This is a genomic window from Streptacidiphilus sp. MAP5-3, assembly GCF_041262505.1.
Taxonomy (GTDB): domain Bacteria; phylum Actinomycetota; class Actinomycetes; order Streptomycetales; family Streptomycetaceae; genus Streptacidiphilus.
This window is the reverse complement of record NZ_JBGCCL010000001.1, coordinates 793,067-819,906: the sequence shown is the minus strand read 5'-3', so window position 1 is coordinate 819,906 and position 26,840 is coordinate 793,067. Positions and strand designations below refer to the sequence as shown.

28 protein-coding genes and 1 riboswitch are annotated in these 26,840 nt (G+C 70.4%); of the genes, 19 read left to right on the top strand and 9 right to left on the bottom strand.

Annotated elements, in window-relative coordinates:
* Positions 1 to 250: 250 nt before the first annotated feature.
* Positions 251 to 1,063 carry a tryptophan 2,3-dioxygenase gene (locus ABH928_RS03660; RefSeq protein ID WP_370061827.1) on the bottom strand — a complete coding sequence of 271 codons (813 nt, stop codon included), beginning with the start codon at positions 1,061 to 1,063 and terminating at the stop codon, positions 251 to 253.
* A 154-nt stretch (positions 1,064 to 1,217) separates the two neighbouring features.
* On the opposite strand from ABH928_RS03660, the gene ABH928_RS03655 reads away from it, so the two are divergent.
* The 6 genes from ABH928_RS03655 (at position 1,218) to ABH928_RS03630 (ending at position 6,176) form a co-directional block, all read left to right on the top strand.
* Complete coding sequence (locus ABH928_RS03655) at positions 1,218 to 1,655, top strand: Lrp/AsnC family transcriptional regulator (protein WP_370061825.1); 438 nt, start codon at positions 1,218 to 1,220, stop codon at positions 1,653 to 1,655.
* A gap of 68 nt (positions 1,656 to 1,723) precedes the next feature.
* The gene (locus ABH928_RS03650) at positions 1,724 to 2,530 is read left to right on the top strand and encodes an alpha/beta hydrolase (protein WP_370061823.1); all 807 of its coding nucleotides are present in this window, start codon (positions 1,724 to 1,726) and stop codon (positions 2,528 to 2,530) included.
* A 167-nt stretch (positions 2,531 to 2,697) separates the two neighbouring features.
* Complete coding sequence (locus ABH928_RS03645) at positions 2,698 to 4,116, top strand: family 2B encapsulin nanocompartment shell protein (RefSeq protein WP_370061821.1); 1,419 nt, start codon at positions 2,698 to 2,700, stop codon at positions 4,114 to 4,116.
* Between the two features lie 16 nt (positions 4,117 to 4,132).
* The gene (locus tag ABH928_RS03640; RefSeq protein ID WP_370061819.1) at positions 4,133 to 4,891 is read left to right on the top strand and encodes a hypothetical protein; all 759 of its coding nucleotides are present in this window, start codon (positions 4,133 to 4,135) and stop codon (positions 4,889 to 4,891) included.
* A 107-nt stretch (positions 4,892 to 4,998) separates the two neighbouring features.
* Positions 4,999 to 5,544 (top strand): DinB family protein, encoded by a 546-nt coding sequence (locus ABH928_RS03635; RefSeq protein WP_370061817.1) that lies wholly within the window; start codon positions 4,999 to 5,001, stop codon positions 5,542 to 5,544.
* A 35-nt stretch (positions 5,545 to 5,579) separates the two neighbouring features.
* Positions 5,580 to 6,176, top strand: coding sequence for a GNAT family N-acetyltransferase (locus ABH928_RS03630; RefSeq protein WP_370061815.1), 597 nt, complete (start codon positions 5,580 to 5,582; stop codon positions 6,174 to 6,176).
* 14 nt (positions 6,177 to 6,190) lie between these two features.
* Here the strand turns inward: ABH928_RS03630 and ABH928_RS03625 are convergent, their stop codons facing one another.
* A complete protein-coding gene (locus ABH928_RS03625; protein ID WP_370061813.1) occupies positions 6,191 to 6,676 on the bottom strand; it encodes a hypothetical protein in 486 nt (161 codons plus the stop codon).
* 92 nt (positions 6,677 to 6,768) lie between these two features.
* Here ABH928_RS03625 and arfB point away from each other — a divergent pair, with 92 nt between their 5' ends.
* Positions 6,769 to 7,209, top strand: a complete 441-nt coding sequence (arfB, locus tag ABH928_RS03620) for an alternative ribosome rescue aminoacyl-tRNA hydrolase ArfB (protein WP_370061811.1) — start codon at positions 6,769 to 6,771, stop codon at positions 7,207 to 7,209.
* 52 nt (positions 7,210 to 7,261) lie between these two features.
* Here the strand turns inward: arfB and ABH928_RS03615 are convergent, their stop codons facing one another.
* Entirely contained in the window at positions 7,262 to 7,786 is a 525-nt protein-coding gene (locus ABH928_RS03615) for a flavin reductase family protein (protein WP_370061809.1), read from the bottom strand.
* Positions 7,787 to 8,120: 334 nt separating this feature from the next.
* Between ABH928_RS03615 and ABH928_RS03610 the strand changes: the two genes are divergently transcribed.
* Entirely contained in the window at positions 8,121 to 9,992 is a 1,872-nt protein-coding gene (locus ABH928_RS03610; RefSeq protein ID WP_370061807.1) for a diguanylate cyclase domain-containing protein, read from the top strand.
* A gap of 288 nt (positions 9,993 to 10,280) precedes the next feature.
* The gene (locus ABH928_RS03605; protein ID WP_370061805.1) at positions 10,281 to 11,225 is read left to right on the top strand and encodes a CBM35 domain-containing protein; all 945 of its coding nucleotides are present in this window, start codon (positions 10,281 to 10,283) and stop codon (positions 11,223 to 11,225) included.
* A gap of 75 nt (positions 11,226 to 11,300) precedes the next feature.
* Here ABH928_RS03605 and nagA read toward each other — a convergent pair whose 3' ends face one another.
* A complete protein-coding gene (nagA, locus tag ABH928_RS03600) occupies positions 11,301 to 12,494 on the bottom strand; it encodes an N-acetylglucosamine-6-phosphate deacetylase (protein ID WP_370061803.1) in 1,194 nt (397 codons plus the stop codon).
* Entirely contained in the window at positions 12,491 to 13,420 is a 930-nt protein-coding gene (locus ABH928_RS03595) for an ROK family protein (RefSeq protein WP_370061801.1), read from the bottom strand. Before ABH928_RS03595 ends, nagA begins: the two co-directional genes overlap by 4 nt.
* Positions 13,421 to 13,907: 487 nt before the next feature.
* Here ABH928_RS03595 and ABH928_RS03590 point away from each other — a divergent pair, with 487 nt between their 5' ends.
* The 3 genes from ABH928_RS03590 (at position 13,908) to ABH928_RS03580 (ending at position 17,206) form a co-directional block, all read left to right on the top strand.
* Positions 13,908 to 15,173 (top strand): extracellular solute-binding protein, encoded by a 1,266-nt coding sequence (locus tag ABH928_RS03590; RefSeq protein WP_370061799.1) that lies wholly within the window; start codon positions 13,908 to 13,910, stop codon positions 15,171 to 15,173.
* Between the two features lie 172 nt (positions 15,174 to 15,345).
* Entirely contained in the window at positions 15,346 to 16,320 is a 975-nt protein-coding gene (locus tag ABH928_RS03585) for a carbohydrate ABC transporter permease (RefSeq protein WP_370061797.1), read from the top strand.
* 1 nt (position 16,321) lies between these two features.
* A complete protein-coding gene (locus ABH928_RS03580; protein ID WP_370061795.1) occupies positions 16,322 to 17,206 on the top strand; it encodes a carbohydrate ABC transporter permease in 885 nt (294 codons plus the stop codon).
* Between the two features lie 74 nt (positions 17,207 to 17,280).
* Here the strand turns inward: ABH928_RS03580 and ABH928_RS03575 are convergent, their stop codons facing one another.
* Positions 17,281 to 17,625: a cupin domain-containing protein gene (locus tag ABH928_RS03575; protein WP_370061793.1), complete on the bottom strand. Its 345-nt coding sequence runs from the start codon at positions 17,623 to 17,625 to the stop codon at positions 17,281 to 17,283.
* Positions 17,626 to 17,785: 160 nt separating this feature from the next.
* On the opposite strand from ABH928_RS03575, the gene ABH928_RS03570 reads away from it, so the two are divergent.
* A complete protein-coding gene (locus tag ABH928_RS03570) occupies positions 17,786 to 18,016 on the top strand; it encodes a DUF3263 domain-containing protein (RefSeq protein ID WP_370061791.1) in 231 nt (76 codons plus the stop codon).
* A 19-nt stretch (positions 18,017 to 18,035) separates the two neighbouring features.
* On the opposite strand, the gene otsB is transcribed toward ABH928_RS03570, so the two are convergent.
* The 3 genes from otsB to ABH928_RS03555 are packed head-to-tail and all read right to left on the bottom strand — an operon-like array spanning position 18,036 to position 21,421.
* Entirely contained in the window at positions 18,036 to 18,884 is an 849-nt protein-coding gene (gene otsB / locus ABH928_RS03565; protein WP_370061789.1) for a trehalose-phosphatase, read from the bottom strand.
* Between the two features lie 19 nt (positions 18,885 to 18,903).
* Positions 18,904 to 20,397 carry a trehalose-6-phosphate synthase gene (locus tag ABH928_RS03560; protein ID WP_370061787.1) on the bottom strand — a complete coding sequence of 498 codons (1,494 nt, stop codon included), beginning with the start codon at positions 20,395 to 20,397 and terminating at the stop codon, positions 18,904 to 18,906.
* Between the two features lies 1 nt (position 20,398).
* Positions 20,399 to 21,421, bottom strand: a complete 1,023-nt coding sequence (locus ABH928_RS03555) for a glucosyl-3-phosphoglycerate synthase (protein ID WP_370061785.1) — start codon at positions 21,419 to 21,421, stop codon at positions 20,399 to 20,401.
* Between the two features lie 229 nt (positions 21,422 to 21,650).
* A riboswitch (SAM riboswitch) is annotated at positions 21,651 to 21,799 on the top strand.
* A gap of 20 nt (positions 21,800 to 21,819) precedes the next feature.
* Between ABH928_RS03555 and thrC the strand changes: the two genes are divergently transcribed.
* The 6 genes from thrC to ABH928_RS03525 all read left to right on the top strand — a co-directional run bounded on the left by thrC (position 21,820) and on the right by ABH928_RS03525 (position 26,828).
* Positions 21,820 to 23,094, top strand: coding sequence for a threonine synthase (gene thrC / locus ABH928_RS03550; RefSeq protein ID WP_370061783.1), 1,275 nt, complete (start codon positions 21,820 to 21,822; stop codon positions 23,092 to 23,094).
* On the top strand, positions 23,091 to 23,369 hold the full coding sequence (locus ABH928_RS03545) for a MoaD/ThiS family protein (protein WP_370061781.1): 279 nt from the start codon (positions 23,091 to 23,093) through the stop codon (positions 23,367 to 23,369). The genes thrC and ABH928_RS03545 overlap by 4 nt, the downstream gene beginning before the upstream one ends.
* A gap of 396 nt (positions 23,370 to 23,765) precedes the next feature.
* Positions 23,766 to 23,969: a cold-shock protein gene (locus ABH928_RS03540; RefSeq protein ID WP_370061779.1), complete on the top strand. Its 204-nt coding sequence runs from the start codon at positions 23,766 to 23,768 to the stop codon at positions 23,967 to 23,969.
* Positions 23,970 to 24,313: 344 nt separating this feature from the next.
* Entirely contained in the window at positions 24,314 to 25,936 is a 1,623-nt protein-coding gene (gene groL, locus ABH928_RS03535; protein WP_370061777.1) for a chaperonin GroEL, read from the top strand.
* Positions 25,937 to 26,205: 269 nt separating this feature from the next.
* Positions 26,206 to 26,562 carry a hypothetical protein gene (locus tag ABH928_RS03530; protein ID WP_370061909.1) on the top strand — a complete coding sequence of 119 codons (357 nt, stop codon included), beginning with the start codon at positions 26,206 to 26,208 and terminating at the stop codon, positions 26,560 to 26,562.
* On the top strand, positions 26,559 to 26,828 hold the full coding sequence (locus ABH928_RS03525; protein ID WP_370061775.1) for a DUF4031 domain-containing protein: 270 nt from the start codon (positions 26,559 to 26,561) through the stop codon (positions 26,826 to 26,828). Before ABH928_RS03530 ends, ABH928_RS03525 begins: the two co-directional genes overlap by 4 nt.
* Positions 26,829 to 26,840 lie beyond the last annotated feature (12 nt).

Here is a 26,840-nt window from a genome sequence, read left to right as displayed (position 1 = left end):
GCGTGCGCCCTGCGCTCGTTCCTCGCTCTGGACGCCAGCACCCTCCGCTGCACCTCAGCTGCGCGCTCACAGCGCGACCTCCGTTCGTGCTCCGCTTCGGTTCCTCCCCCAGCCTCCGGCCGGGGGGACCCCCACCGGGCGCGTGCGCCCTGCGCTCGTTCCTCGCTCTGGACGCCAGCACCCTCCGCTGCACCTCAGCTGCGCGCTCACAGCGCGACCTCCGTTCGTGCTCCGCACCTCGGCTGCGCGCTCACAGCTCGTTCCTGACGGCCCAGAGGTCCGGGAAGACGTCCTGCTCGGCGGCCTGGCGCAGCCAGGTGAGACCGCTGGAGCCGCCGGTGCCCGGCTTCGCGCCCATGCAGCGCTTCACCGCGCTGAGGTGGCGCTGGCGCCAGCGCGTCACCCGCTCGGCGACGTCGAGCAGCAGCTCGGCGAGGCCCTGCAGCTCGCGGACGCCCGGCAGTGTCGGGTCGGCGTAGACGGAGAGCCAGGCGGCCTTCGGGTCCGTGGTGTCCACTCCGCGTCGGCCCAGGTAGGCGACGGCGTCGTCGTAGAGGCTGGGCTCGTTCAGCGACCGGGTCAGGTCGGCGTGGACCTGCGGGCTGCCCGCGTAGAGGCGCAGCAGGCGCTCGTCCTTGTTGCCCAGCAGGAACTCCAGGTGCAGGTACATGTACGACTGGAATCCGCTCGCCTCGCCCAGCACCGGGCGGAACGCGGAGAACTCCACCGGGGTCATCGTCGAGAGCAGGTCCCAGGACCGGACGAGGACCTCCTGCGCGTCCAGGCCGCGCCGCAGCGCGGCGGTCGCCTCGGGCAGGTCGTCGGCGCGCAGCGCGTGCTGGGCGCGGGTCCACTCGTGCCGTATCAGGCCGAAGAGCAGTTCCATCACCTGCGTGGCGACGATGAACGAGGTCTCCGCAGGCTCCTTGCTCAGCGGGTGCAGCAGGCTGTGCAGCGTGTCGATCCCGGCGTACGCCGCGTACGGCGTGGTGGGCTCGCCGAAGTCGACCTTGGGTGTGGTCGGTTCGGGGAGTGTGGCAGCAACGCGTGGCGTCGCAGGCATGGTGAGGTCCTTCCGGCGCGGTGGGCACTGCCATTCTGCTGCGCTGCGGCGCTCCGATGAATGGGCAACGAACCACGACTGGTCCGTTCGGCTTAGCCTTGGCAAGGCAGATTCCCGAAAGTGGTTTCCGAACGCAAAGCGTGAGGTGAGTGCGGTGCTGGACGCGGTGGACCGTCGGCTGCTGGCCGAACTTCAGGAGGACGCACGCCTGTCCTACAACGAGCTCTCGCGGCGGGTGAACCTGTCCGCCCCGGCGGTGGCCGAGCGGGTCAGGCGGCTGGAGTCGACGGGTGTGCTGAGCGGCTACCACGCAGAGGTGGACCTGGACCGGGCCGGTCGCGTGGTCACCGCCCTGGTCCAGGTCCAGTGCTACGGCCCGCGTTGCGTGCTGCGTGACCCCGCGGTCCCGGAGTGGCCGGAAGTGCTGCAACTCCACCGCGTCACCGGTGGGGCCTGTTGCGTGCTGATGGTCGCTGTGGCGACGATGGCGGAGTTCGAGGGGCTCATCGACCGGCTGGCCGAGTACGGGCAGCCGTCCAGCACGATGATCCTGTCGACCCCGCTCCGCTGGCGGCCGGTCGAGCCGGTGTGAGCGTGCGCCCCGGCGCAGAGCAGAGATGTGAAGACGTGAACAGGTCCGAACCAGGAGGGGAAACCGACGTGCTGGACGAGGACACACTGAGTGAGCTGCGGCTGACGCCCGACAAGTCGCGCGCCTACGGAGGGCACGCGGACCAGGTCGTCGACTTCCTGCTGCCGAGCGGCGAGGGCGCGGACGGCGGCGCGGGCGGCGGCGGGAAGGCCTTGGTCGTCCTGCTCCACGGCGGGTTCTGGCGTCCGGCCTACGACCGCCAGCACACCGCGTTGCTGGCACGGGCGTTGGCGGACGAGGGCTACCTCGTCGCGGTGCCGGAGTACCGGCGGACGACGGGCTGGCCGGAGATCTTCGACGACATCGCGGTCTGCGTCGAGGCTCTGCCGATGATGGCGGCCGCGCTGGGCTTCCGCCCCAACCGCACGGTACTTGTGGGCCATTCCGCCGGCGGTCACCTCGCGCTGTGGGCCGCCGCGCGTCACCGGCTCCCGGCGGGCTCGCACTGGCGGACGGAGTCCCGCCCCGACGCGGTCGTCTCGCTGGCGGGCTGCGCCTCGCTCCGCCTCGCGGACGAGTGGCACCTGGGCAACGGCGCGGCCCACGACATGATGGGCGGCTCGGTGGACGACCTCGGCTCCCGCTACGAGGACTGCGACCCGGCGGCGCAGCTGCCGCTGGGCGTCCCGGTGACGCTCGTTCACGGCGTGGACGACGAGGTGGTGCCGGTGACGATGTCGCGCGAGTACGCGCGGATGGCGCGCGAGGCAGGCGAGGAGGTCCGGCTGGTGGAGCTGCCGGACATGGAGCACTTCGGTCTCATCGACCCGAGCACGGCGGCGTGGGCACACGTGCGTGCGGCGGTGGAGGCGTAGCGTTCTGCAGAGGGGACGTCGCACCACGCTCACGTGCGGCTACTTGCGCTGATACCCACCGCTGATGGTGCGCAGTCACGCTCTTTCGGGTAATAGCCGCCGCCCCTCCCCGCCCCGCACCCTGGAGGTGTCGATCAACTCCAGGGCTCCAGGGGAGGACCCCAAGCATGACCGTCGACGCAGGTATTGATGCCCAGTCAGACGCCTCGGCAGAGCCGACTGCGCTCGGTACCGCCGCCGCGAAGAACCTCGCCACCACCACCAAGACACCGCCGCAGATGCAGGGCATCACCTCCCGGTGGCTGCTCAAGATGCTGCCCTGGGTGCAGGTGTCGGGTGGCACCTACCGGGTCAACCGCCGTCTGAGTTATGCGACCGGCCGGGGCCGGCTCAGCTTCGCGCAGACCGGCGCGGAGACCCGGATCGTGCCGCCGAGCCTCGTGGAGCTGCCGCCGCTCCGCGGTTTCGGGGAGGACGCGCTCCTCACCGAGCTCGCCTCGCGCTTCACCCAGCGGGACTTCGCCCCGGGCGAGGTCATCGCCGAGTACGGCGAGGTCGTGGACCACGTGCTGGTCATCGCCCACGGCAAGGTGCAGAAGGTGGGCACCGGCAAGTTCGGCGACAGCGCCGCCGTCCTCGGCGTGCTCGCCAACGGCGACCACTTCGGCGACGAGGCGCTGCTCCGTGCCGACGCGCTGTGGGAGTACACGGCGAAGGCCGCCACCGGCGGCACCCTGCTCTCGCTGCCGCGTCAGGCCTTCACCGACCTGCTCTCCCGGTCGCCCGAACTGCGGGCCCAACTGGCCGCGTTCGAGGCGGCGGGCGCCGCCGCGCAGGACAAGCACGGGCAGGCGGCGATCGAGCTGGCCGCCGGTCACGACGGCGAACCGGAGCTGCCCGGCACCTTCGTGGACTACGAACTCGCGCCGCGCGAGTACGAGTTGAGCGTCGCGCAGACCAAGCTCCAGGTGCACACGCGGGTCGCCGACCTCTACAACCAGCCGATGAACCAGATCGAGCAGCAGCTCAAGCTGACCGTCGAGGCCCTGCGCGAACGCCAGGAGCACGAGATGATCAACAACCCGGAGTTCGGGCTGCTCGCCAATGCCGAATACGACCAGCGCGTCCACACCCACGGCGGCCCGCCCACCCCGGACGACATGGACGAGCTGCTCTCGCGTCGTCGCGGCAACAGGTTCTTCCTGGCCCACCCGCGTGCCATCGCCGCGTTCGGGCGGGAGTGCAACCGGCGCGGGCTCTACCCGGAGGCCGTCGACGTGGACGGGAACCGGATCCCGGCCTGGCGCGGGGTGCCGATCTTCCCGTGCAACAAGATCCCGGTCAACGACGGGCACACCAGCTCGATCCTGGTCATGCGTACCGGTGAGGACGACCAGGGAGTGGTCGGCCTGCACCAGACGGGGCTGCCGGACGAGTACGAACCCGGCTTGTCCGTCCGGTTCATGGGCATCAACGAGCGGGCGGTGATCCAGTACCTGGTCAGCACCTACTACTCCTGCGCCGTGCTCGTCCCCGACGCGCTCGGGGTGCTGGAGAACGTCGAGGTCGCCCGGCCTCGGGGCTGAGGGACGGCGATCGAGCGTGAGCTGGAGCGACATCCTCATACTCACGGCCACGTTGGCGGCCTCGGCCGTGCTGCTGTGGCTGCTGCAGCACTTCGTCCCGCACCGGCTGCGGGAGAGCCACAACGACGTGGCGGGGTTCATCTTCGCCGCCGTGGGCGTGATGTACGCGGTGTTGCTGGCCTTCGTCGTCATCGCTGTCTGGCAGAACCTGGACTCCGCCAAGCAGACCACCTTCAAGGAGGCCGACGCCCTGGCCGGCGTCTACTGGATCTCCCGCGAGCTTCCGCTGCCGCTGGGCGCGCAGTTGGAGCAGAACACGCTGGAGTACGCGCACACCGTCCAGGACACCGAGTGGCCGCTGATGGCCAAGCACGAGAGCAGCTCACGGGCCACGGACCTGGTCTACGAGATGCGTTCGGAGGTCTTCAGCTTCAATCCCGCAACGCCCCGGGAGCAGGTGCTCTACGAGCACGCCGTGACCCACGTCGAGGACCTCGCCTCGGAGCGCCGTGCGCGGCTCAACGAGGTGGGGGACTCGGTGCCGACGATCATGTGGGTGGCACTCCTCGCCGGAGGGCTGCTGACGGTCGGGTTCACCTATCTGTTCGGGCTCTCCAACACCCTCGCCCACGGGCTGATGGTGCTCACCCTCACCGCACTGGTGGTGGTGTCGCTCCTGCTCATCAAGGAGATGGACTACCCGTTCACCGGCGTGACGCACGTCGACCCGACCGCGTTCCAGGTGTTTCTGGAACGACTACCCCCGCCGCGCTGAGAAGGGCACTGAGCATGCCTGCGGAAGGAGGACAGAGACTGTCCTAGTTCCCCTCTAGCGTGGGGACCACCGAGAGCGAAGCATTGGTGTTCTGAAAGGTGGTCCCCATGCCGACTGTTGTGATCGAAGAGAAGAACGAGCGCGACGCGCTGCTCAGCTACGTCGAGGCCCAGCGCGCGGCGGTGCGCCGGGCCGTCGGCGGGCTGAGTCGCGAGCAGCTCACCGCTCGGCCCACCGTGAGCGAGCTGACCCTGGGCGGGATGGTGAAGCACCTGGCGGAGGTGGAGAGCAACTGGACCCGGGTGATCCTGGCCGGGCGCGATTCGCTGCGCCCGCGCGACGAGAGCAACTGGGGCGAGTCCTTCCGCCTGGTCGAGGGCGAGGAGATCGGGGACGTCCTGAAGTTCTGGGACGAGGTCGCCGCCGAGACCGCCGAGGTCGTCGGCGCGCTCTCCGATCTCGACGTCACCGTCCCGCTGCCGGACCGCCCGTGGTTCCCCAAGAACGCGGAACGCTCGGCCCGGTGGATCCTGCTCCACCTGATCGAGGAGACCGCCCGTCACGCCGGCCACGCCGACTTCCTGCGCGAGGCGACCGACGGAGCCACCGCCTTCCAACTCCTCAGCCCCGAGCAGCTCCGCCCCAACGACTAGGCCCTGATCCTCAGGAAAGGCCCTAGCCTGACGGAATGGAGCTGAGCATCCGTCCGTACCGGCCGGACGACTGGGAGGACCTGTACGAGATCTGCGTCCGCACCGGCGACAACGGGGCGGACGCCAGCTCGTTGCACCCGGACGCGCGGATCCTTCCGGACATCTTCGTCGGCCCGTATCTCGCGTTGGAGCCCGAGCTCGCCTTCGTCGTCGCGGACCAGCAGGACGGCGACCGGGCACTGGGCTACATCCTCGGTACGGCCCACACCCGCCGCTTCGTCGCCCGCTACCGCGACGTGTGGCTGCCGCAGGTGGTCGACCGCCACCCCGACGACAACGGCGGACGCGGCAGTGAACTGCGGTGCCCGGAGCTGATGCTGGGTCCGGTCGCCGACGCCTACCCAGCGCATCTGCACATCGACCTGCTGCCGCGGGCGCAGGGTCTCGGGTTCGGCCGACGGCTGATGGACAGCTACCTCGCCGCGCTGCGCGAGCGCGACGTCGACGCGGTCCACCTGGCGATGGGGGCGGCCAACGCGCCCGCCCGTGCGTTCTACGACCGGCTCGGCTTCACCGAGTTGGCCCGCCCGGTGCCCGGTCTGGTGGTGATGGGTCGCAGTACGCGGGCGTGAGCCCGCTCCCCGCTTCAGGGAATCCGCGGGAAGCGGCTGCGGATCTCCCAGACGGTGAGGTTGTGCTGCAGGTCGTCGTGCAGGTCCGTCAGGTCCGCGACGATGTCCTGCAGGAAGTCCCGTGCCTCGCGGCGCAGCACGCCGTGGTCCACCAGCAGCGGGCGCTCGTCGCGGACCCAGTCGGCGCGGAGTTCGACCCAGTCGCCGCGCCGGGAGAACCGGAGGCGGTCAGACGACTCGGTGAAGTCCAGCTCGGCACGCGACGTGCGGAAGCCCGGCAGTACCTCGTCCAGTTGCTCGACGATGTCGCACAGCGCCCAGGCGAAGTCCAGCACCGGCACCCACCCCCACCGGGTGGAGAGGTCCCGTCCGCCCTCGCCCTCGATGAACACGTCCCCGCAGAAGAGGTCGTGCCGCAGGGCACGGACGGGCGCGGTCGCGTAGTCCGTCTGCGGCGGGTCGGGGAAACGGTTGGAGAGGGAGTAGCCGAGCTCGATCACCCCACGATTCTCGCAGCGTCGACCGAACACGATTCACGCGGTGCGGGTGAAAAGGGTTCGCGGGGGTGGGTGGTCGGCAGGATCATGGGCACATGTCTGCGAATCCTGTGGCCGTACGCGTCAGGGGTGTCGTCGTGCCCGACGCCGAGCTGCAGTGGCGGTTCTCCCGCTCCTCCGGCCCCGGCGGCCAGCACGTCAACACCAGTGACAGCCAGGTCGAGCTGAGGTATGCGCTGGAGGCGAGCGCGGTGCTGCCGCAGGTGTGGCGCGAGCGCGCGCTGGAGCGGCTGGCCGGTCGGCTGGTCGACGGTGCGCTGGTGGTCAGGGCGTCCGAGCACCGGTCGCAGTGGCGCAATCGGGAGGCGGCGGCCGTGCGCATGTCCGCGCTGCTCACGGAGGCGGTCGCCCCGCCCCCGCGCGCCCGCCGCGCGACGAAGCCCTCCCGCGGCATGGTCGAACGCCGCCTGGAGACCAAGCGGCGCACCGCCGCACTCAAGCGCGGACGCGGATCCCTCCGCGACCGGGACTTCTAGGGCGCGGCGCCGGTTCTGAACAGGCCGGTTCTGAACAGAGGGGGAGAAGGTTTCAGCCCAAGTGGCGGTACTGGCCGCGGAAGTACGTCAACGGGCCCCCCGTCGGCGCGCCGACCTTCGCTTCGAGGACGTGGCCGATGAACAGCACGTGGTCGCCCGCGGATATCCGGTCCACCGTCCTGCACTCGACCGTCGCCAGCGCGCCGTCGACCAGGGGGGAGCCCGACTGCCCGCCGCGGTGGTGCGGGAGGTCCGCGAAGAGGAGGCGGTCGCTGACGCGACCCTTCATCGCGAAGCGCGCGGCGGTCGTCCGCTGGTCGGCGGCGAGGACGGAGACCGCCCAGGTCTCGACCCGGGAGAGGACGTCCTCCATCCGGGAGTCCTCGCGGACGGAGATCAGGACCAGGGGCGGGTCGAGGGAGACCGAGAGGAACGCCGTGGCCGTCATCCCCACGTCCTCGCCGCGTGGGCCGTCCTCCGCGTCGTGGGCGGTGACCAGGACCACACCGGAGGCGAGCTGGCCGAGGGCGGCGCGGAACTCCTCAGGAGTGGCCTCGGGGCCGTCCAGAGGGGTCACGGGGGCTGGGGTGGCAGTTGCTGCGGCGTCGTACACACAAGCACGCTATCTTCGCTCGGCCCCGCCTCGCATCGGACCTTGGGCGTAGGACGGGCGTCTGATTGCTCACGTTGCGGTCGGACGGGCGGGAGGATCGACCGGAGGATCGACGGAGGGACTGAGCAAGGACTGACGGAGGGTCGATTCGCGCCTGGTACAGACTTTCGACGTTCACACGTGCGAGGCCTGTGACTTGGCTCACAAGTGGGAATGAATTGCTGACCCAGAGTGTCGAACAGTGTGCTCTATGTGATTCAGTTTGTCTGCCAGTCGGACCATCGGAGGGAGGTGGGCGATGGACGCCGAGCCGCAGCCGGAGCCGTATGTCCGGTTGGCGACCCTGCGCACGCTCCATCGCATCATCGCCGACCTCAACGCCGCCCGCAGCCTCGCCGGCACCCTCCAGGCCGTGGTCGAGGGCGCCGTGATGGGTCTGGGCTTCGACAGCGCCGCCGTGAACATGGTCCGGCCCGACGGCGATCTGGTCGTCGCCGCCGTGTGGGAGGTCGGCACCGAGGGTGAGGCCGACGAGGGCATCAACAGCATGCTCGGGCAGGTCGGCACGCGTGACTCCTGGAACCGGCTGCTCAACGCCGGCGACCGCTGGGGCAGTCTGGTCTTCGTCCCTGCCGACCGGATGTGGGCGCGCCCGCCGGACATCCCCGTCTGGGGCGGCGGTCAGGGTCACCTCGTCGAGGGCGCGTGGCATCCGGACGACATGCTCTTCGCCCCGATGTACAGCTACGGCGGCGAGTTGCTCGGCGTGCTCTCCGTCGACCGCCCCCGCAACGGCCGCCGGCCCGGCCCGTGGACGCGCGAGGCGTTGGAGATGTTCGCCCAGCAGGCCGGCATCGCCATCGGCAACGCGCGGCTGCGCGCGGAGATGCAGCGGGCGCTGATCCGGCTGGAGCGCGAGCAGCAGGTGCTGCTCGCCAGCGAGGAGAGCTACCGCCAGGCCTTCGAGTACGCGCCCAGCGGCATGGCCATCACCGAGCTGCACGGCCAGACCCGCGGACAGCTCACCCGCGTCAACGACGCCCTGTGTCGACTGCTGGGCCGCTCCCGCTCCTCCTTGCACCGGCAGTCCTTCGGCGACCTGGTCCACCCGGACGACTCGGTCAAGCTGCGCGGCATCGCCACCGAGAACGGCCGCGCCGAGGTGCGGCTGGCCCGGCGCGACGGCGGCTGGTTCTGGGTCAACCTGCGCAACTCCGTCGTCTCCGACCCGGTCGAGGGCGCGATGTACCTGCTCACGCACGTCGAGGACATCGAGGACCGCAAGCGCCACGAGCTGGCCCTGGCCCACCGGGCCAGCCACGACGCGCTCACCGGCCTGCCCAACGCCGCCGAGCTCCGGGCCCGGCTGCAGATGCGCCTCTGCGACCATCCGCACGACAGTCTCGAGCCCGCCGCCCACAGTCCCGGCGGGCTCGGCAGCTTCGGCGGGTACGACGGCGGTATGGGCGGCCTGGACCCCCGGAGTGACATGGGCGGCCTCGATCCTCGGGGTGACCTGGGCGGTCCGGACCCCCAGGGTGACGGCCCCCGCGTCGACGGTCCGTGCACCGACGCCCAGGAGTACGCGGGTCGTCCCAGGCGTCCGGCGCTCGCCGACCTGCTCGCCGAGGAGGAGGGCGACGGCCACGCCCACGGCCACCCCGCGGCCGCTGACGCGGGCGGCTTCGACGGCGGCGGGTACGACCACGTCCACGCCGTCCCGCCGGACGAGGGCGGCGCCGAGCCGGACGGGCGCAACGGCCGCGGTCTCGCCGTGCTGTTCTGCGACCTGAACGGCTTCAAGGGGATCAACGACCGCCACGGCCACAACGCGGGCGACGCCACCCTGATCGAGGTGGCCCGACGGCTGCAGGCCGCCGTCCGCGAGGGCGACACGGTGGCCCGGCTCGGCGGTGACGAGTTCGTCGTCCTCGCCGACGGTCTGGACCGCGAGCGCGCCAAGGACCTGGCCGACCGGCTCCGGGTCGCGGTGACCCCGCCCATACGGTGGGAGAACCGCACCCTGCGTGTCGGCGTGAGCATCGGCGTCGGCTGGGCCGGTTGCGGGATGAGCATCGACGAGGTACTGCACACAGCCGACGAACTGATGTACCTGGAGAAGCGCGCGCGGGCGGGTGGCGGAGGCCGCTCCCACCGCCGCGCGGGCTGATCACGGCGGCTGTTTCCCAGCTGCCCCGCCGCCGTCCCACTGCCGTCCGACCGTTGTTCCGCTGTTGTTTCCACCGCCTGTTCCACCGCCTGTTCCACCGCAGGTGGCGGTTCTGCGGAACCGGGCGACGGCGGGGTGACGTCCACCGTTCCGGCCACGTCGCTCTTTCCGTCGCGTCACCCAGTCGGGGTAGTGTGCGGTGGATACGCGTGCCTTCGGTGCGGTACTCCGGGCGCGAAGCCGAACATCACGGAACATCCACGTATCACGACTCGGGAGAAGAACTCGATGACAGCCGAGAACAACGGCGTGCCCGAGGACGACGACCCGTTCGCGTACCTGTACCGGGCGGAGGGTGACGCCGACGGTGGCGCGGAGGGCCCCGCGCCCACGCAGCCGATGCCCGGCGTGCCCCGCACCTCGTACCAGCAGGCCACCCAGGTCGGCGGTCGCACCCAGTACGGCCAGTCCGGATACGGGCAGCAGTCGTCCTACGGGCAGCAGGGCGGCTACGGCGCCCAGCAGACCCAGGCCTACGGCGGCTACCAGGGCGGCGTCCCGCAGCAGGGCTCGGCTCCCGGCGGGCCGCCGGCAGGCGGCGGCCGGGCCGGTTCCCGCGGTGCGGGCGGCGGCAGCAGCCGCGGCGTGATGCTGGGTGCGGTCGCGGTCGTGGTGGCCGTCGTCATCGGCATCGGGTTCGCGGTGTTCAGCAGCAACGGCGGCAACACCAACGCGGGCTCCGGCAGCAGCAACTCGCCGACGACCACGGCGGGCAGCAGCAGCGCCTCCGCCTCGTCCTCGCCGTCGGTCTCGTCGAACCTCGGCCCGGCGGACGCCGCCACCATGAAGCTGGCCGGCACCGCGCCCGTCACCACCCCGGCCGGAGCCAAGGCAGCGGGTGGCGCGTCGGTGCCGCTGAGCGGTTCGGGCCAGACCATCACCTGGACCGTCAACATCCCTTCGGCGGGTAGCTACTACATCTGGACCCGCTACAACAACCCGGGTCCGGACGCCAAGGTGGCGATACTGGTCAACGGCCAGAAGTCGCGTGACGGCCAGTTCAGCAACTGGAGCCGCAGCAGCGACCCGACCCAGGCCTGGTACCGCACCTACTCCACGCCGCAGCTGCCGGCCGGTCAGGTCACCATCACCCTCCAGGGCGAGAACGGTCAGCCGGTCGTCGACATCGACCAGGTGGCCATCACCCCCGGCAACACCAGCCCCTGGAGCTGAAGCTGACGCAGTGACAGCGAACGTGTCTCGGCCCGCGCCCCAAGGGGTGCGGGCCGAGACGTGTTTGGCGGTCCGTCAGCGTGCCACCGGAACACGGGCGGTGAGCTTCTCCGCGCCCACTGCCCAGGCACCGTCGCGCATGACCGCGACCACCTCGTACTGCTCGTCCAGCACCACCAGGTCCGCGCGCTTGCCGACCTCCAGCGAGCCGATCCGGTCGTCCAGCCCCAACTGCCGTGCCGGGTTGAGCGAGAGCATCCGGCTGACCGTTTCGAGCGGCAGGCCGTTGACCGTCACCGCGCGCTTGAGCGCCACGTCCAGGGTCAGCGTCGAACCCGCGATCGAGCCGCCCTCGGCGAGCCGGGCCACGCCCTCGCGGACCTTCACGGCCAGCGGGCCGAGCATGTAGTCGCCGTCGCCGAACCCGGCCGCGTCCATCGCGTCGGTGACCAGCGCCACCCGCTCCGCCCCCGCGCCGCGGAAGGCGAGGTCGACGATGGAGGGGTGCAGGTGGACGCCGTCGCCGATCAGCTCGACGGTGACCCGCTCGTCCTCCAGCAGCGCCACGATCGGGCCGGGCGTGCGATGGCCCAGCGCGGGCATGGCGTTGAACAGGTGCGTGGCCACCGTGGCGCCCGCCTCGACGCCCGCCAGGGTGGCGTCGTAGCTGGCGTCGGTGTGGCCGATGGCGGCGATGACGCCGCGCTCGGCGAGCAGTCGGATCGACTCGATGCCGCCGCCCAGCTCGGGCGCCAGCGTCATCATCCTCGCCGCGCCCCGGGAGGCGTCGAGCAGCTTGCGGACCACCGCCGGGTCGGGGTCGCGCAGCAGATCGGGGTCGTGCGCGCCGCAGCGGTTGGTCGAGATGAACGGGCCCTCGAAGTGGATCCCGGCCAGCACGCCGTCCTCGACCAGCTCGCTCAGCAGCCCGGCCTGGCGGCACAGGTCGTCGATCTCGCCGGTGACGGTCGAGGCCACGGTCGTGGTGGTGCCGTGGGCGAGGTGGGTGTGCGCGGCCTTGATGATCTGTTCGGCGGTACCGGAGTGGTAGGAGGCGCCGCCGCCGCCGTGGACGTGCATGTCGACGAAGCCCGGGACCACGGTGAGACCGGTGAGGTCGAGGGCGGGAGCTGTGCCGTCCGGGGGAGTGACCGGAGCCGCGATCTCGGTGATCCGGCCGTTCTCCACGGCGATCTTCCCGTTCTCGACGACGCCGGTGGGCAGGACGAGCCTGGCCCCGGCCAGCACAGTGCGCTCCGCGTCGGTCACGCGGTCACCTCCAGTGAGAGCAGATCCCAGGCGAGGAGTCCTGCGCCCAGGCAAGCGGCGGTGTCTTTGAGCATCGCCGGTACGAGCGCGGGCGGCACCTGGAACGAGAGGCGTTCGGTGACCGCGACGCGGAGTGGTGCGAACAGGGTGTCACCGGCCTCGGCGAGGCCGCCGCCGATGATGACGGTCCCGGTGTCGAGCAGGCTGTGCGCCATCACGATGCCGTCGGCGAGCGCGGACAGCGCGTCGGTCCAGACGGTGACGGCGCGCGGGTCGCCCGCCGCGACCGAGGTGGCGCAGTCGGCGGCCGTGGCACCGGGGTTGCCGGATGCCGCGGCCCAGGCGCGGGAGACCGCCCCGGCCGAGGCGACCGTCTCCAGGCAGCCGTGTGCGCCGCAGGCGCAGGCGAGCCCGCCGGGCCGGACCACGACATGGCCGATCTCGCCGCCGTTGCCGTGGGCCCCGGACTCGATCCGGCCGTCGATGCCGATGCCACCTGCAATGCCGGTGCCGAGCGCGATGAAGAAGAAGCGGGAGACGCCGCGCCCGGCGCCGAGCCGTCCCTCGGCCAGGGCTCCGGTGCGGACGTCGTGCCCGAGCGCGATGGGGATGCCGAGCCGCTCGCCGAGCAGCTTGCGCATCGGTAGGTCGCGCCAGCCGAGGTTGGCGGAGAAGACGGCGACCCCCTCCGCCTCGTCGATGGTGCCGGGCACCACGACGCCGGCCGCGGCGGCGGTCTCGCCGAACCGCCGCCTGCCCTCGTCGCGCAGTTCGGCGGCGAAGTCGAGGATCGCGGACACGACGGCGGACGTGCCGTGCTCGCGGCCGGTGGGGCGGCGCGCCTCATGGAGCAGGGTGCCGTCGGGGGCGACCAGCGCGGCCTTCATGCCGGTCCCGCCGACATCGAGAGCGATGACGTGCTTCACGACGCGACAGTCTCCCTCCTGGACCACACAGAGGTCTAGTCCAGTTTGCAGATTGGTCTGGTCCATGGCCAATGTACCGAGGCTTTTACGAAGAATGAGCCTGATTGGGCCGCTTCTACCGCCCGGCGGTCACGTGGTCGGTGTGGATCCGTCGGTGGCAATCCCCGGAAACTCCGCCCGAGCCTATGGTCTAGACCAAGTGGTCCAGTCGATTGTGGCCCTCCATCCCCGGCAAATCGGTGGCTTTGCGTGGTGATGCTCCGAATTGCCGTTGCGCAGGGTGCAACGAACCCCAGCTTTTCGGTAAATGGTGTAGACCTCTTGCGCGGCTCGTGACCAGACTGGCCGTCACACCGGGACGGCGGCAGCCCAGCCCGGGCTGGCCGGCGGTGCCCCCCACCTCCGCCGGCCTCCCAACTGCCGGACCTGGACTGACAATCGACCCCGGCAGGGACCGGGTCCGCATCTGCGAAGGCGGTAGGTTTTCTTGAAGCGTCGTTTGCTCGCCCTCTCAGCAATCGGTGTCGCCGGGGTCATGGCGCTGTCGGCATGCAGCTCCTCCTCGGGCGGCTCGGGTTCTTCCGGTGGCTCGACCACCATCAACCTGCTCGCCGCCGACTACGGCACCGCCGGCACCTCCAACAGCACCCAGTCGTACTGGCAGAACCTCGCGGCTGCCTTTCACAAGTCCCACCCGGACATCACCGTCCATGTGCAGACCATCGCGTGGACCAACTGGGCCCAGGTGGCCACGATGATCCAGGACAAGCAGTACCCGGACATCCTCGAGGGAGACGCGCCGCAGCAGTTCGCGGCCGACGGCCTGCTCTACCCGCTGAGCGACGTGATGTCCTCCAGCACGATCAGCAACCTGATCCCGGTCTTCGCCAAGCAGGAGGACGGCACCGACGGCGTCGCCTACGGCGCCCCGTTCACCACCAGCGCCCGCGGCCTCTTCTACAACAAGAAGCTCTTCGCCGCCGCGAAGATCGCCGCCCCGCCGCAGACCTGGGCCGACATCCAGAACGACGCCGCCAAGATCAAGGCCCTGGGCGGCGGCGACATCGGCTACGGCCTGCCGCTGGGCACCGAGGAGGCCCAGGGCGAGTCCTACCTGTGGATGCTGGGCAACGGCGGCGGCTACGTCGACTCCTCCGGCAAGTACGACATCAACTCCGCGGCCAACATCCAGACCTTCCAGTTCCTGAACCAGCTGGTCAAGGCCGGCGACACCGAGCCCGGCCCGGCGAGCACCAACCGCCAGCAGATGTGGGACGCCTTCTCGGCCGGCCAGGTCGGCATGGTCGGCGGCTCCGGCGCGATGCTCCCGGACATCGTCAAGACCGGCAAGCTGACCACGTCCGACTACGGCGTGGTCCCGATGCCCGGCAAGACCGCCCCGCTGACGCAGACCCTGGGCGTGCACGACGACGTCGTCGCGTTCAAGCAGGGCGGGCACGCCGCGCAGATCAAGGAGTTCCTGGACTTCGTCTACTCGGACGCCAACCAGATCTCCTTCGACAAGGAGTACGACCTGCTCCCGGCCACCACCTCGGCGTCCGCGACACTGTCCGGCGAGGACCCGGTCGCGGCGGGCTTCCTCAAGAACGTCCCGAACTCGGTGGTCTACCCGTCCAACACCAACTGGAACACGGTGCTGGCCAAGCTCAAGCAGACCCTGGGCACCGCCGCCTCCGACAACGCGGCCTCGGTCCTGAACGGCCTGCAGACCTTCGCGACCAGCAACCAGTAAGCCCGGCAGGCCCCGTAAGTCGGCAAGCCCCCCTTAACCCTGCAAGCCCCGTAAGCCTGTAAGCCCCGGAAGCCCCGGAAGTCCCGAAATCCGGTAGTCCGCACTGTCGGCGGCCGGTCGGTGGGTGCACCCCACCGACCGGCCCGTCGGCGCGTATGCCATGGAGCAGACCATGACGCAATCGACCCAGGCCCAGGCCGGCCTGCTGGAGTCGGCACCCGGGAGCGATGACCGCCCCCGGCCCTCCGGCCCCAGGCGTGGCGCGGGCCGCCGCGTGCTGCGGGCGCTGGCGCCCCTGCCGTGGATCGCCCCGGCCACCGCGCTGATCCTCTTCGTGGTGATCTGGCCGGTGGTCTCGATGTTCCTGACCTCACGTCAGAAGTACGACTCCATGGGCTTCGACCAGGGCAGTGCGGACTGGTCGAACTTCTCCCGGCTCTTCGCCGAGCAGGACCTGCCCGGCGTGCTGATCCGCACCGGTGTCTGGGTCGTCACGGTGGTCGCGCTGACCGTCCTGATCTCGCTGGGTGTCGCCCAGATGTTCAACAAGGAGTTCCCGGGCCGCCGGGTCGCCCGCTGGGCGCTGATCGCGCCGTGGGCCGCCTCGGTGGTGATGACCTCCATCGTCTTCAAGTGGATGCTCAACCCGAGCAACGGCACCATCCTGGTGCTGCTGCACGACCTGGGCTTCATGAAGAACTACAACAGCGTCAACTGGCTTGCCAGTCAGACCGCGGGGTTCAGCTGGGAGATCTTCGTCGCGGTCTTCGTCTCGGTGCCGTTCACCACCTACGCGCTGCTGGCGGGCCTGCAGGCGATCCCGGACGACGTCTACGAGGCAGCCCGCCTCGACGGCGCGGGGGTGGTGCGCACCTACTGGTCGATCACGCTGCCGCTGCTGCGTCCGGCGCTGCTGGTGGCCGCGCTGATCAACATCATGAACGTCTTCAACTCCTTCCCGATCATCTACGAGATGACGGGCGGCGGCCCCGGCAACGAGACCTCCACCTCCACGTTGTTCATGTTCAACACCCAGCAGACCAGCATCGGCGAGGCAGCGGCGATGTCGGTGGTCAACTTCGGCTTCATCATCGTGATCGTCCTGCTCTTCCTGCGGGCGTCCAAGTGGAACTCCGCGGAGGACTGACATGACGACCGTTACCGCCCCCGCCCCGGCCTCCGCGGCCCGCAGGGCGAACAAGTCCGGCTCCCCGCGCCGGTTGCCGAAGCTGCGCACCGTCTGCCTGGCCGGCGGCGCGTACCTGATCGGGCTCTTCTTCCTGCTGCCCTACATCGAGATGGTCGTCACCGCGGTCCGTCCGGGCAGCGAACTCCACGACCGCAACCTGCTGCCGTCCCATCCGACGCTGGCCAGCTTCCTCAACATCTGGTCCACCGGCCTCGGCAGCAGCCTCGCCACCAGCCTGGAGATCGCGGGCGGGGCGACGGTGCTGGTGCTGCTGGTCGCGATCCCGGCCGCGTACTACACCGCCCGGCGCAACTTCCGCGGCAAGTGGATCTTCCTGCTGCTGGTGCTGATCACGCAGATGTTCCAGCCGACCGCGATGATCGTCGGCATCTACCAGCAGTTCGTCCAGTTCAACATGATCGACTCGATCTGGTCGCTGATCCTGGTCAACGCGGGCTTCAACATGGCCTTCGCGGTGTGGATCCTGAACGCCTACTTCAGCGCGATCCCCAAGGAGATCGAGGAGGCCGCGATCGTCGACGGCTGCAGCCGGATCGGCGCGATGTTCCGCGTCATCATGCCGCTGGCCGCGCCCGGCATCGTCACGGCGCTGATCTTCACCTTCATCGCGGCATGGAACGAGTTCATCGTCGCGCTCACCCTGACCACCCAGAGCGGCCCGCGCACGCTGACCGTCAAGATCTCCAACTTCGTCGGCGAGTACAACGTGGACTGGCAGCACCTCTTCGCCGGTTCGGTGATCGCCACCATCCCGGTGATCATCCTGTTCGCCCTGATCGAGGGCAAGGTCGCCTCCGGCCTGACGGCGGGCGCGGTGAAGTAGCCGTAGCAACGCAGAGGGGGCGGTTGCGCGTGGTGCGCGGCCGCCCCCTCTCCCGTCTCCTGACGGAGTGTCAGCTACGGCAGGGTGATGTGGTACGCCTTGCGCAGCGTCTCGTGCACGGTCCAGGTGGTCTCGTCGCCCTCGCGCAGGACGCAGGCGTCGCCCGGGCCGACGTCGAAGGTCGGGCCGCCCGTGACCGCGATGGTGGCGCGGCCGGAGACGACCACGAAGAGCTCGTTGGCCTCGGTGTCGGTGACGACGCCCGGGGTGATCTGCCAGATGCCGCGGAGCTGCCTGCCGTCCTCGGACTCCCACAGCACCTTGCCGGACACCTCCGGGGTGCCGGAGACGATCTGGCTGGGGTCGAGCGGGTCCGGCTCAAGCTCGGTGTCGGCGATGTGCACGGCGAAACTGGTCATGCCGCCGACCGTAGCCCGCGTGGGTGGCCCGGGGGAGGAGCAACCTGCGTCAGAGGTAACCGGCAGAATGACAAGTCGTATGGTCGTCCCGACCCGGCGGACGGCCGGGACAAGGCTGGGCTGCGGCACGACAGAGACGCGGTGGGGAGGGTGGCAGGCAGTGGGCGACGAGCTGGACGAGCACGATCGGGCACTGCTGCGCTTCGAGGCGCGCGCCTGGCGGAGCCGCGGCGCCAAGGACGCCGCGATCCGCGAGGAGCTCGGGTACTCACCCACCCGCTACACCCAACTGCTCAACTCACTGCTGGACCGCGAGGCCGCACTCGCCTTCGACCCGGTGCTGGTCAACCGCCTGCGCCGGATCCGGGAGCAGAAGCGGCAGCGTCGCTGAGCCCTTACGACTCGAGTCGTTACTGCTCGGCAAGCGTGTCCGCCAGGGCGGCGAGCAGGGCGGTAACGCCCGCCGGGCCCGGCACGACCAGGTCCGCCCGGTCCGCGATCGCCGCCAGCGGCGGTTCGCCCGTCGTCGGTGCGCTGTAGGCGAGGACGCCGGGCAGGCCGCCGGCACGCAGCTTCTCCACGGCGTCGAACGCCGCGATGTCGCCCAGGTCGTCGCCCGCGTAGAGGACGGATCCGGCCCGTCGCTCGGTGAGGAAGTCGGTCAGCGCGACGCCCTTGTCCACGCCCGGTGGACGCAGCTCCAGCACCATCCGGCCCGGCTCGACCACCAGCCCGTGCCGGGCCGCCAGGCCGCGCAGCGGTGCGTCGAGCGCCGCGAAGGCCGCCTCCGGGTCGTCGGCACGGCGGGTGTGGACGGCGACGGCGCGGCCCTTGTCCTCGATCCAGATGCCCTGCCAGGCGCCCTCGGAGTCCAGGAAACCGGGCAGTTCGGCGCGGACGGCCGCGATGCCCGGGTGTACCGCGGGGGCGTGCACCTCGCCGGACCGCGCGTCCCAGCGCTCCGCGCCGTAGTGGCCGAGCACGGTCAGGTTCTCCAGCCCGGTGACCCCGGCGAAGCCGCCGTGCCGGACGGCGACGCCCGCCGGTCTGCCGGTGACCACCACGATCGCGTCGACCAGCGGTGCGAGGCGCGTCAGCGCGGGGACGGCGTCCGGGTGCGCGCGCGCCTGGTCGGGATCGGCGACGATCGGCGCCAACGTCCCGTCGAAGTCGAGGGCGACGACGGCGCGACGGGGCGTGGCGAGCAGCGCGGCGAGCCCGGCTGCTCCGGCGGGGGTGCTCGGCTCGGGAATGCCCATGGCTACGACCATAACGGTGCTAACGACCGCCCGTCAGGGCGTGCAGCTGCTGCAGAAACCATTCCGTGGGCGGCAGTGCCGTGCCGGCCTCGGCCAGGCGCTTGCTGCGGGAGGCGCGTTCCTCCTCCGGCATCACCAGCGCCGCGGCGAGCGCGTCCGCCGTGGCGATGACGTCGTACGGGTTGACCGTGATCGCGTCCTCGCCCAGCTCCGCGAAGGCTCCGGCCTCGCGGGAGAGCACCAGCGCCACGCCCCGGTCCGAGACGACCGGGATCTCCTTGGCGACCAGGTTCATGCCGTCCCTGATCGGGTTGACCAACGCGACGTCCGCCAGCCGGTAGGCGGCCAGCGAACGCGGGAAGTCGTCGTTGACGTGCAGGATCACCGGCTGCCAACTCGGCGTGCCGAACTCGTCGTTGATCTCCTGCGCGGTCCGCAGCACCGCCGCCGTGTACTCGCGGTACTCCGGCAGGTCGTGGCGGGAGGGGTAGGCGAAGGCGATGTGGACGACCCGGTCGATCCACTCCGGCCGGGTGCGCAGCAGGTGCTGGTAGGCGAGCAGGCCGCGGACGATGTTCTTGCTCAGCTCGGTGCGGTCCACCCGGACGACGGTCCGACGGTCGCCGACCTGCTCGCGCAGCGTGGCCAAGCGGGCGTCCACGTCGGAGCGGTGGGCGCGCTCGCGGAGGAAGCCCGCGTCCGCGCCCAGCGGGTGCACGCCGAGGACGGTGGTCCGGCCCTCGTGGGTGACGGCCAGCAGCCCGTCGGAGTCCGCCGGGAGATCCGCCACCTCCGCGCCCAGCACCGCCTCGCAGCAGGCCGCGAAGGACCGCGCCCAACGCTCCGTCAGAAAGCCTGCCCGGTCCGCGCCCAGGATGCCGCGCAGCACGTCGGCGCCGACGTCGTCCGGCAGCAGCCGGTAGTAGTCCGGCGGAGCCCAGGGCGTGTGCGAGAAGTGGCCGATCCGCACGTCGGGACGGAGCTCGCGCAGCAGCCGCGGTGTCAGTGACAGGTGGTAGTCCTGGACCAGTACCGCCGCACCGGGCTCCGCGCAGGCCGCCAGCGCGTCAGCAAAGGCGCGGTTGTACGCCTCGTAGGAGGCCCACTCGCGGCGGAAGCTCGCGCCGAAGACGGGCTTGGTCGGCGTGTCGTAGAGGAGGTGGTGGACGAACCAGAGGGTCGAGTTGGCGATGCCGTTGTACGCCCGGGTGAAGGTGCCGGGGTCTATGTCCAGCATGTGCACGTCGGGGTCGGTCAGGCCCTGCCGGGCTGCCGCCCGGTCGCCCTCCGACAGCGCCGCGCAGACCCAGACGCTCTCCTGCTCGGTGCCGATCGCGGACAGGCCGGAGACCAGCCCGCCGCCGCCTCTGCGCGGGGTCAGCGTCCCGTCGTCCTCGACCGAGAACGAGACCGGGCCGCGGTTCGAGGCCAGGACGATCGGTGCGGTGCGTCGAGGGGCGGAGCCTGCGGAGCCATGTGCGGAGCCGGAACCGGGGGTAGTCGTTGGAGCCATGTCAGTCACCCTTGCCTAGGACGGGTGCGGGCAAACCTGCGGACCGGCCTGCCGCAGCGCGCTCGCGGTACTCCGGCACGCTCGCGACCGGGGGCCTTTCCACCAGCGTCACCTCGGTGCTGCTCGGCGTGAACCCGTTCGGCGTCCGGGTGAACTGGACCAGCTGCGGGGTGTCCGAGCCGGACGGCGCGACCAGCTCCTCCGGCGCCTTGAGCCGGTCCAGCGCCGTGCGGTAGATCGTCGCCGCCATCCGGCCGAGGGCCTGCGCGTCCTGGTGCCGGTGGTGCCGCACGCCGACGTCGACCTGGCCCAGCGCGTCCAGCCCGACCAGCTCCAACGCGTCGACGAGCAGGCCCAGTTCGACGCCGTAGCCGGTCGGGAAGGGGAGCTGCTCCAGCAGCGAGCGGCGTGCCGCGTACTCGCCGCCGAGCGGCTGGACGAAGCCGGCCAGCAGCGGCCAGTGCAGGTTGAGCAGCGGGCGGGCGACGAGCTCGGTGACCCGGCCGCCGCCCGCGGGTATGGAGCCGGCCTCGGTGTCGAAGGGCCGGTCGTACATCGCCTTGACCAGCGAGACCTCCGGATCGGTCAGCAGCGGGCCGATGATCCCGGAGACGAAGGTGGAGTCGAAGGCGCGCAGGTCCGAGTCGACGAAGCAGACGATGTCGCCCTCGGTGACCAGCAGCGACCGCCACAGCACCTCGCCCTTGCCCGGGCCCGCGGGCAGCCGGGGCAGGATGTCGTCGCGATGGATCACCCGCGCCCCCGCGGCCTCGGCCTCGTGCGCGGTCCGGTCGACCGAGCCGGAGTCGACCACGACCAGCTCGTCGACCAGCGGCACCGCCTCGACCAGGTCCCGGCGGATCGCGGTGACGATCTCGCCGACGGTCTCCTCCTCGTCGAGCGCGGGCAGCACCACGCTGACCGTCGCCCCGCTGTGCCGCTTGGCGGCCAGCAGGTCGGGCAGGGGCCGGTCGGCCGCGCTCCACGAACGGCGGCGCAGCCATTCCTCGACCTGGTCCAGCACGGGACTCCCTCTCCTCGACGCTCCTCGGGCACTCCTGAGGACACTCGTTACCGCAAGGCTCTCCCGAACTCTTCGCCGCCCGCTCCGGGCGCCGCGGTCGTCTCGCGTCTCGGACGGCACTGAGCGCTGGGTGGGCCTTCGGTTACAGTCTTGAGGACGAGGCGAGCCGACCGCACATTGGGGTCCGCCTCCGGACAAATGCGCCGCGCTCGGACGTGCGACGCCATAGCGCTCATCCAGAGGGACTGAGGGAACGGCCCGTTGAAGTCCCGGCAACCCCCCTGCCAGGTTGGCCGCAGCCCACGCGCGCTGCGGCCCCCCGGTCGGGAAGGTGCCAATTCCGTCCCGTGGCGAGACGCGCCCCGGGGAAGATGAGGAGAGAAGAGGTTCTCGCCATCATGGCCCTTTCCAGCAGTATCGCCGCCGACGCCTTCGGCCCCGCCGTCGCCCTTTCCTGTCGCGAGTGCGGCGCACGCACCCCCCTCGCCCCCGACTTCGCCTGCGCCGAGTGTTTCGGCCCGCTCGAGGTCGCCTACGAGCTTCCCGCCGGGGACCCGGAGGGCCTGCGCAAGCAGATCGAGAACGGCCCGAACAACATCTGGCGCTACGCCCCGCTGCTGCCGGTCTCCCCGGACGTCGCGGAGCGCCCGAGCCTGAACCCGGGCCTGACCAAGCTGGTCAAGGCGAACAACCTGGCCCGTGAGCTCGGCGTCACCGGCTCCCTGTACGTCAAGGACGACTCCGGCAACCCGACCCACTCCTTCAAGGACCGGGTCGTGGCCATCGCCGTCGAGGCCGCCCGCACCTTCGGCTTCACCACGCTCTCCTGCTCCTCCACCGGCAACCTGGCCGGCGCCGTGACGGCCGCCGCCGCCCGCACCGGTCTGCGTGCCTGTGTCTTCATCCCGCACGACCTGGAGGCGGGCAAGGTCGTCATGGCCGCGATCTACGGCGGCGACGTCGTCGGCATCAACGGCAACTACGACGATGTGAACCGCTTCTGCTCCGAGCTGATCGGCGACCCGATCGGCGAGGGCTGGGGCTTCGTCAACGTCAACCTGCGTCCGTACTACGGCGAGGGCTCCAAGACGCTGGCCTACGAGATCTGCGAGCAGCTCGGCTGGCGGATCCCGGACCAGCTGGTCATCCCGATCGCGTCCGGTTCGCAGCTGACGAAGATCGACAAGGGCCTCAAGGAGCTGATCGCCCTCGGCCTGGTCGAGGACAAGCCCTACAAGATCTTCGGCGCCCAGGCCGAGGGCTGCTCCCCGGTCTCCGCGGCCTTCAAGGCCGGGCACGACGTGGTCCGCCCGCAGAAGCCGGACACCATCGCCAAGTCGCTGGCCATCGGCAACCCGGCCGACGGCATCTACGTGCTCGACATCGTCCGCCGCACCGGTGGTGCGGTGGAGGACGTCAACGACGAGCAGGTGGTCGACGCGATCCGGCTGCTGGCCCGCACCGAGGGCATCTTCGCCGAGACGGCGGGTGGCGTCACCGTCGGCGTGCTGCGCAAGCTGATCGAGAACGGTCTGCTGGACCCGGCCGCCGAGACCGTCGTGCTCAACACCGGCGACGGCCTGAAGACCCTGGAGGCCGTGGCGGACGCCGCCCGCCCGACCGCCGTCATCCGCCCCACCCTTGACTCGTTCCGAGAGGCAGGCCTCGCATGAGCGTCACCGTCCGCATCCCCACCATCCTGCGCACCTACACCGACGGCAAGGCCGAGGTGACGGTCGAGGGCTCCACCCTGGCCGAGGTGATCAAGGATCTGGAGGCCAACCACACGGGCATCTCCGCCCGCCTCCTGGACGACAGCGGCAAGCTGCGCCGCTTCGTCAACGTCTACGTCAACGAGGACGACGTGCGCTTCGCCGAGGGCCTGGAGACGGCCACGCCGGACGGCGCGGGCGTCTCGATCATCCCCGCGGTCGCCGGCGGCTGCTGAGAGCCGACGGGATCGCCTCAGTCGTACCGACGAGTCGGAGCACCTCGCACCGGGGTGGCTCCGGCTCTGTCATTTCCAGCGGTTTAAGAGGAGTAGAGTGCTCCTGTACCGCGCTTGTCCCGTCCTGCGAGACGGTTGACCGATTCTTTATCGTCCGGCGATATGTCGGAAGCGCCCTGGTATGTCCGGCCCGAATTGCTCCCCTTTGCCGGACATTGCGCGTTATGTCTCTTAATGCGGTCCCAGAATTCTCGGTCGAATGCTCTGTTGCTCAGGGCATCGGAGTGGATACATTCAGCGTCGGTCGAGCCCGGCGCCTGCAGCCCGCAGCGTCTCGGACCCGGCCCGGTTCGCGGTGTGCGGACCGTGAAAGGGCCAGTAATAGGGGAGTTCGGAATGGCTCAGGGCACCGTCAAGTGGTTCAACGCGGAGAAGGGATACGGCTTCATCGCGGTCGACGGTGGTGCGGACGTGTTCGTCCACTACAGCGCGATCCAGATGGACGGGTACCGGTCGCTCGAAGAGGGCCAGCGGGTGGAGTTCGAGATCTCGCAGGGCCAGAAGGGCCCGCAGGCCGACATGGTCAAGGTTCTCGTCTGACCGCCACCTGCTGACATCGGCAGCGATCGCTGACTGATCAGGACCCGCAGAGCTCGTTCCAGACGAAACGATGCATCCACGCAGGTCTTCCGAAGGGCCCCTGTCCCGCCATGGGACAGGGGCCCTTCGACGTGTCCGCGGCCGTGTCCGCAGCCCCCCGGCTGCTTGCACTCGGAGGGGTCGAGTGCTAATCATTGGCGTTAGCACTCTGAGGTAGAGAGTGACAACGGGCCGGGTCGGTGAGGCCCCGGGCGAGGCGGGACGGAACCGCCGAAGGCCGGAGCCGTCCGTCGCGGGCGCAGGCGCGGTCCGAAGCAGCCAGTCTGTCCAGGAGGACCGCTTCCATGGCCAAGATCATTGCGTTCGACGAGGAGGCCCGTCGCGGCCTCGAGCGCGGTATGAACCAGCTCGCCGACGCCGTCAAGGTCACGCTCGGCCCCAAGGGCCGCAACGTCGTTCTGGAGAAGAAGTGGGGCGCTCCCACGATCACCAACGACGGTGTCTCGATCGCCAAGGAGATCGAGCTCGAGGACCCGTACGAGAAGATCGGCGCCGAGCTCGTCAAGGAGGTCGCCAAGAAGACCGACGACGTCGCGGGTGACGGCACCACCACCGCCACCGTGCTGGCCCAGGCTCTCGTCCGCGAGGGTCTGCGCAACGTCGCCGCCGGCGCCAACCCGATGGCTCTGAAGCGCGGCATCGAGAAGGCCGTCGAGGCCGTCTCCGCCCAGCTGCTCGAGCAGGCCAAGGACGTGGAGACCAAGGAGCAGATCGCCTCCACCGCCTCCATCTCCGCCGCCGACACCCAGATCGGCGAGCTGATCGCCGAGGCCATGGACAAGGTCGGCAAGGAAGGCGTCATCACCGTCGAGGAGTCCCAGACCTTCGGTCTGGAGCTCGAGCTCACTGAGGGTATGCGCTTCGACAAGGGCTTCATCTCGGCGTACTTCGCCACCGATCTGGAGCGCATGGAGACGGTCTTCGAGGACCCCTACATCCTCATCGCCAACTCCAAGATCGGTTCGATCAAGGACCTGCTCCCGCTCCTCGAGAAGGTCATGCAGTCCGGCAAGCCGCTGCTGATCATCGCCGAGGACGTCGAGGGCGAGGCGCTCTCCACCCTGGTCGTCAACAAGATCCGCGGCACCTTCAAGTCCGTCGCCGTCAAGGCCCCGGGCTTCGGTGACCGTCGCAAGGCCATGCTCGGCGACATCGCCATCCTCACCGGTGGCCAGGTCATCTCCGAGGAGGTCGGCCTCAAGCTGGAGTCCGCCGGTCTCGAGCTGCTCGGCCGCGCCCGCAAGGTCGTCGTCACCAAGGACGAGACCACCATCGTGGACGGCGCCGGCGAGAGCGACCAGGTCGCGGGCCGCGTGGCCCAGATCCGCGCCGAGATCGAGAACAGCGACTCGGACTACGACCGCGAGAAGCTGCAGGAGCGCCTGGCCAAGCTGGCCGGTGGCGTCGCCGTCATCAAGGCGGGCGCGGCCACCGAGGTCGAGCTCAAGGAGCGCAAGCACCGCATCGAGGACGCCGTCCGCAACGCCAAGGCCGCGGTCGAGGAGGGCATCGTCGCCGGTGGTGGCGTGGCCCTGCTCCAGGCCGGTGTCGCGTTCGACAAGCTCGAGCTGGACGGCGACGAGGCGACCGGTGCCAACATCGTGCGCGTCGCGCTCGAGGCCCCGATCAAGCAGATCGCGACCAACGCCGGCCTCGAGGGCGGTGTCGTGGTGGAGAAGGTGCGCAACCTCCCCGCCGGTCACGGCCTGAACGCCGCCACCAACGAGTACGTCGACCTGATCGCCGAGGGCATCATTGACCCGGCGAAGGTGACGCGCTCCGCGCTGCAGAACGCGGCGTCCATCGCCGCGCTCTTCCTCACCACCGAGGCCGTCATCGCCGACAAGCCGGAGAAGGCCGCGGCCCCGGCCGGCGGCGGCATGCCGGGCGGTGACATGGACTTCTGATCCTGACGGATCGGATGTTCTGAGCCCCACGGAAGGCGGCTCACCCCTCACGGGGGTGGGTCGCCTTCCGACTTTTTGCAGATGGGGACGTCTTTTGCAGATGGGGACGTTGCACTGTCCAGGGGCGCGGGGAACTACGCGAGAAACCACTGATATACGGATGGCCCTGTGAGGTCGGGGCTCTACCTGCACGGGTGGCTTGTCGCGCAGTTCCCCGCGCCCCTGGATAGGTGCAACGTCCCGTCGCGAGGAAAGGAGACACTGGAGTGATGGAGAACGCCCTGGAAACCTCCCTGCACGCCGCGCGCAGCGCCCTGCTGCGGGATCTGAGCGCACGGGACGTCGCCGACGCCGCAGTCGTCTCGCTGCTGGAGGATGCGATCGCGCAGCGGCGCTGGTGGGTGGAGCAGTGGCCGGACGGGGTGGACTACGTGTTGGGCCTGGTCGCCCAGGACGTTCAGGACAGGCTGCTGGAGGGGTGGGGGCGCTGGCCGCTCTGCCAGGTGTGCGCGGCCGAGGGGGATCCGCACGCGCTCTCCGTCGAGCCCGAGCTCGGTCCGGACCCGCACTGGGTCTGCGGCAAGGAGGGCGTGGTGGTCGCGCCGGTCGGAGAGCTCACCCCGTGATCCTGATCGACCCCCCGACCTGGCCCGGCCACGGGCGGCTCTGGTCGCACCTGGTGTCGGACCGGTCCTTCGACGAGCTGCACGCCTTTGCCCGGCGGCTCGGCGTGCCGGAGCGGGGCTTCGACGGGGACCACTACGACGTCCCCGAGCGCCTCTACGAGGCCGCGCTCGGCCTCGGCGCCGTGCCGGTGCGGAGCCGGGAGATCGTGGCCCGGCTGACCGGTGCGGGCCTGCGCCGCCCGAAGCGGCGCGCGCCGCGCGCCTGAGGTCAGCGCGTC

Coding starts and splice junctions, on each gene's coding strand:
- ABH928_RS03575 (WP_370061793.1), bottom strand. CDS start 17,625: ATGACCAGTTTCGCCGTGCACATCGCCGACACCGAGCTTGAGCCGGAC.
- groL (WP_370061777.1), top strand. CDS start 24,314: ATGGCCAAGATCATTGCGTTCGACGAGGAGGCCCGTCGCGGCCTCGAG.
- ABH928_RS03530 (WP_370061909.1), top strand. CDS start 26,206: ATGGAGAACGCCCTGGAAACCTCCCTGCACGCCGCGCGCAGCGCCCTG.
- ABH928_RS03560 (WP_370061787.1), bottom strand. CDS start 20,397: ATGGCTCCAACGACTACCCCCGGTTCCGGCTCCGCACATGGCTCCGCA.
- ABH928_RS03585 (WP_370061797.1), top strand. CDS start 15,346: ATGACGCAATCGACCCAGGCCCAGGCCGGCCTGCTGGAGTCGGCACCC.
- ABH928_RS03540 (WP_370061779.1), top strand. CDS start 23,766: ATGGCTCAGGGCACCGTCAAGTGGTTCAACGCGGAGAAGGGATACGGC.
- arfB (WP_370061811.1), top strand. CDS start 6,769: ATGTCTGCGAATCCTGTGGCCGTACGCGTCAGGGGTGTCGTCGTGCCC.
- ABH928_RS03645 (WP_370061821.1), top strand. CDS start 2,698: ATGACCGTCGACGCAGGTATTGATGCCCAGTCAGACGCCTCGGCAGAG.
- ABH928_RS03660 (WP_370061827.1), bottom strand. CDS start 1,063: ATGCCTGCGACGCCACGCGTTGCTGCCACACTCCCCGAACCGACCACA.
- ABH928_RS03605 (WP_370061805.1), top strand. CDS start 10,281: ATGACAGCCGAGAACAACGGCGTGCCCGAGGACGACGACCCGTTCGCG.
- ABH928_RS03580 (WP_370061795.1), top strand. CDS start 16,322: ATGACGACCGTTACCGCCCCCGCCCCGGCCTCCGCGGCCCGCAGGGCG.
- ABH928_RS03630 (WP_370061815.1), top strand. CDS start 5,580: ATGGAGCTGAGCATCCGTCCGTACCGGCCGGACGACTGGGAGGACCTG.
- thrC (WP_370061783.1), top strand. CDS start 21,820: ATGGCCCTTTCCAGCAGTATCGCCGCCGACGCCTTCGGCCCCGCCGTC.
- ABH928_RS03610 (WP_370061807.1), top strand. CDS start 8,121: ATGGACGCCGAGCCGCAGCCGGAGCCGTATGTCCGGTTGGCGACCCTG.
- otsB (WP_370061789.1), bottom strand. CDS start 18,884: ATGGGCATTCCCGAGCCGAGCACCCCCGCCGGAGCAGCCGGGCTCGCC.
- ABH928_RS03545 (WP_370061781.1), top strand. CDS start 23,091: ATGAGCGTCACCGTCCGCATCCCCACCATCCTGCGCACCTACACCGAC.
- ABH928_RS03635 (WP_370061817.1), top strand. CDS start 4,999: ATGCCGACTGTTGTGATCGAAGAGAAGAACGAGCGCGACGCGCTGCTC.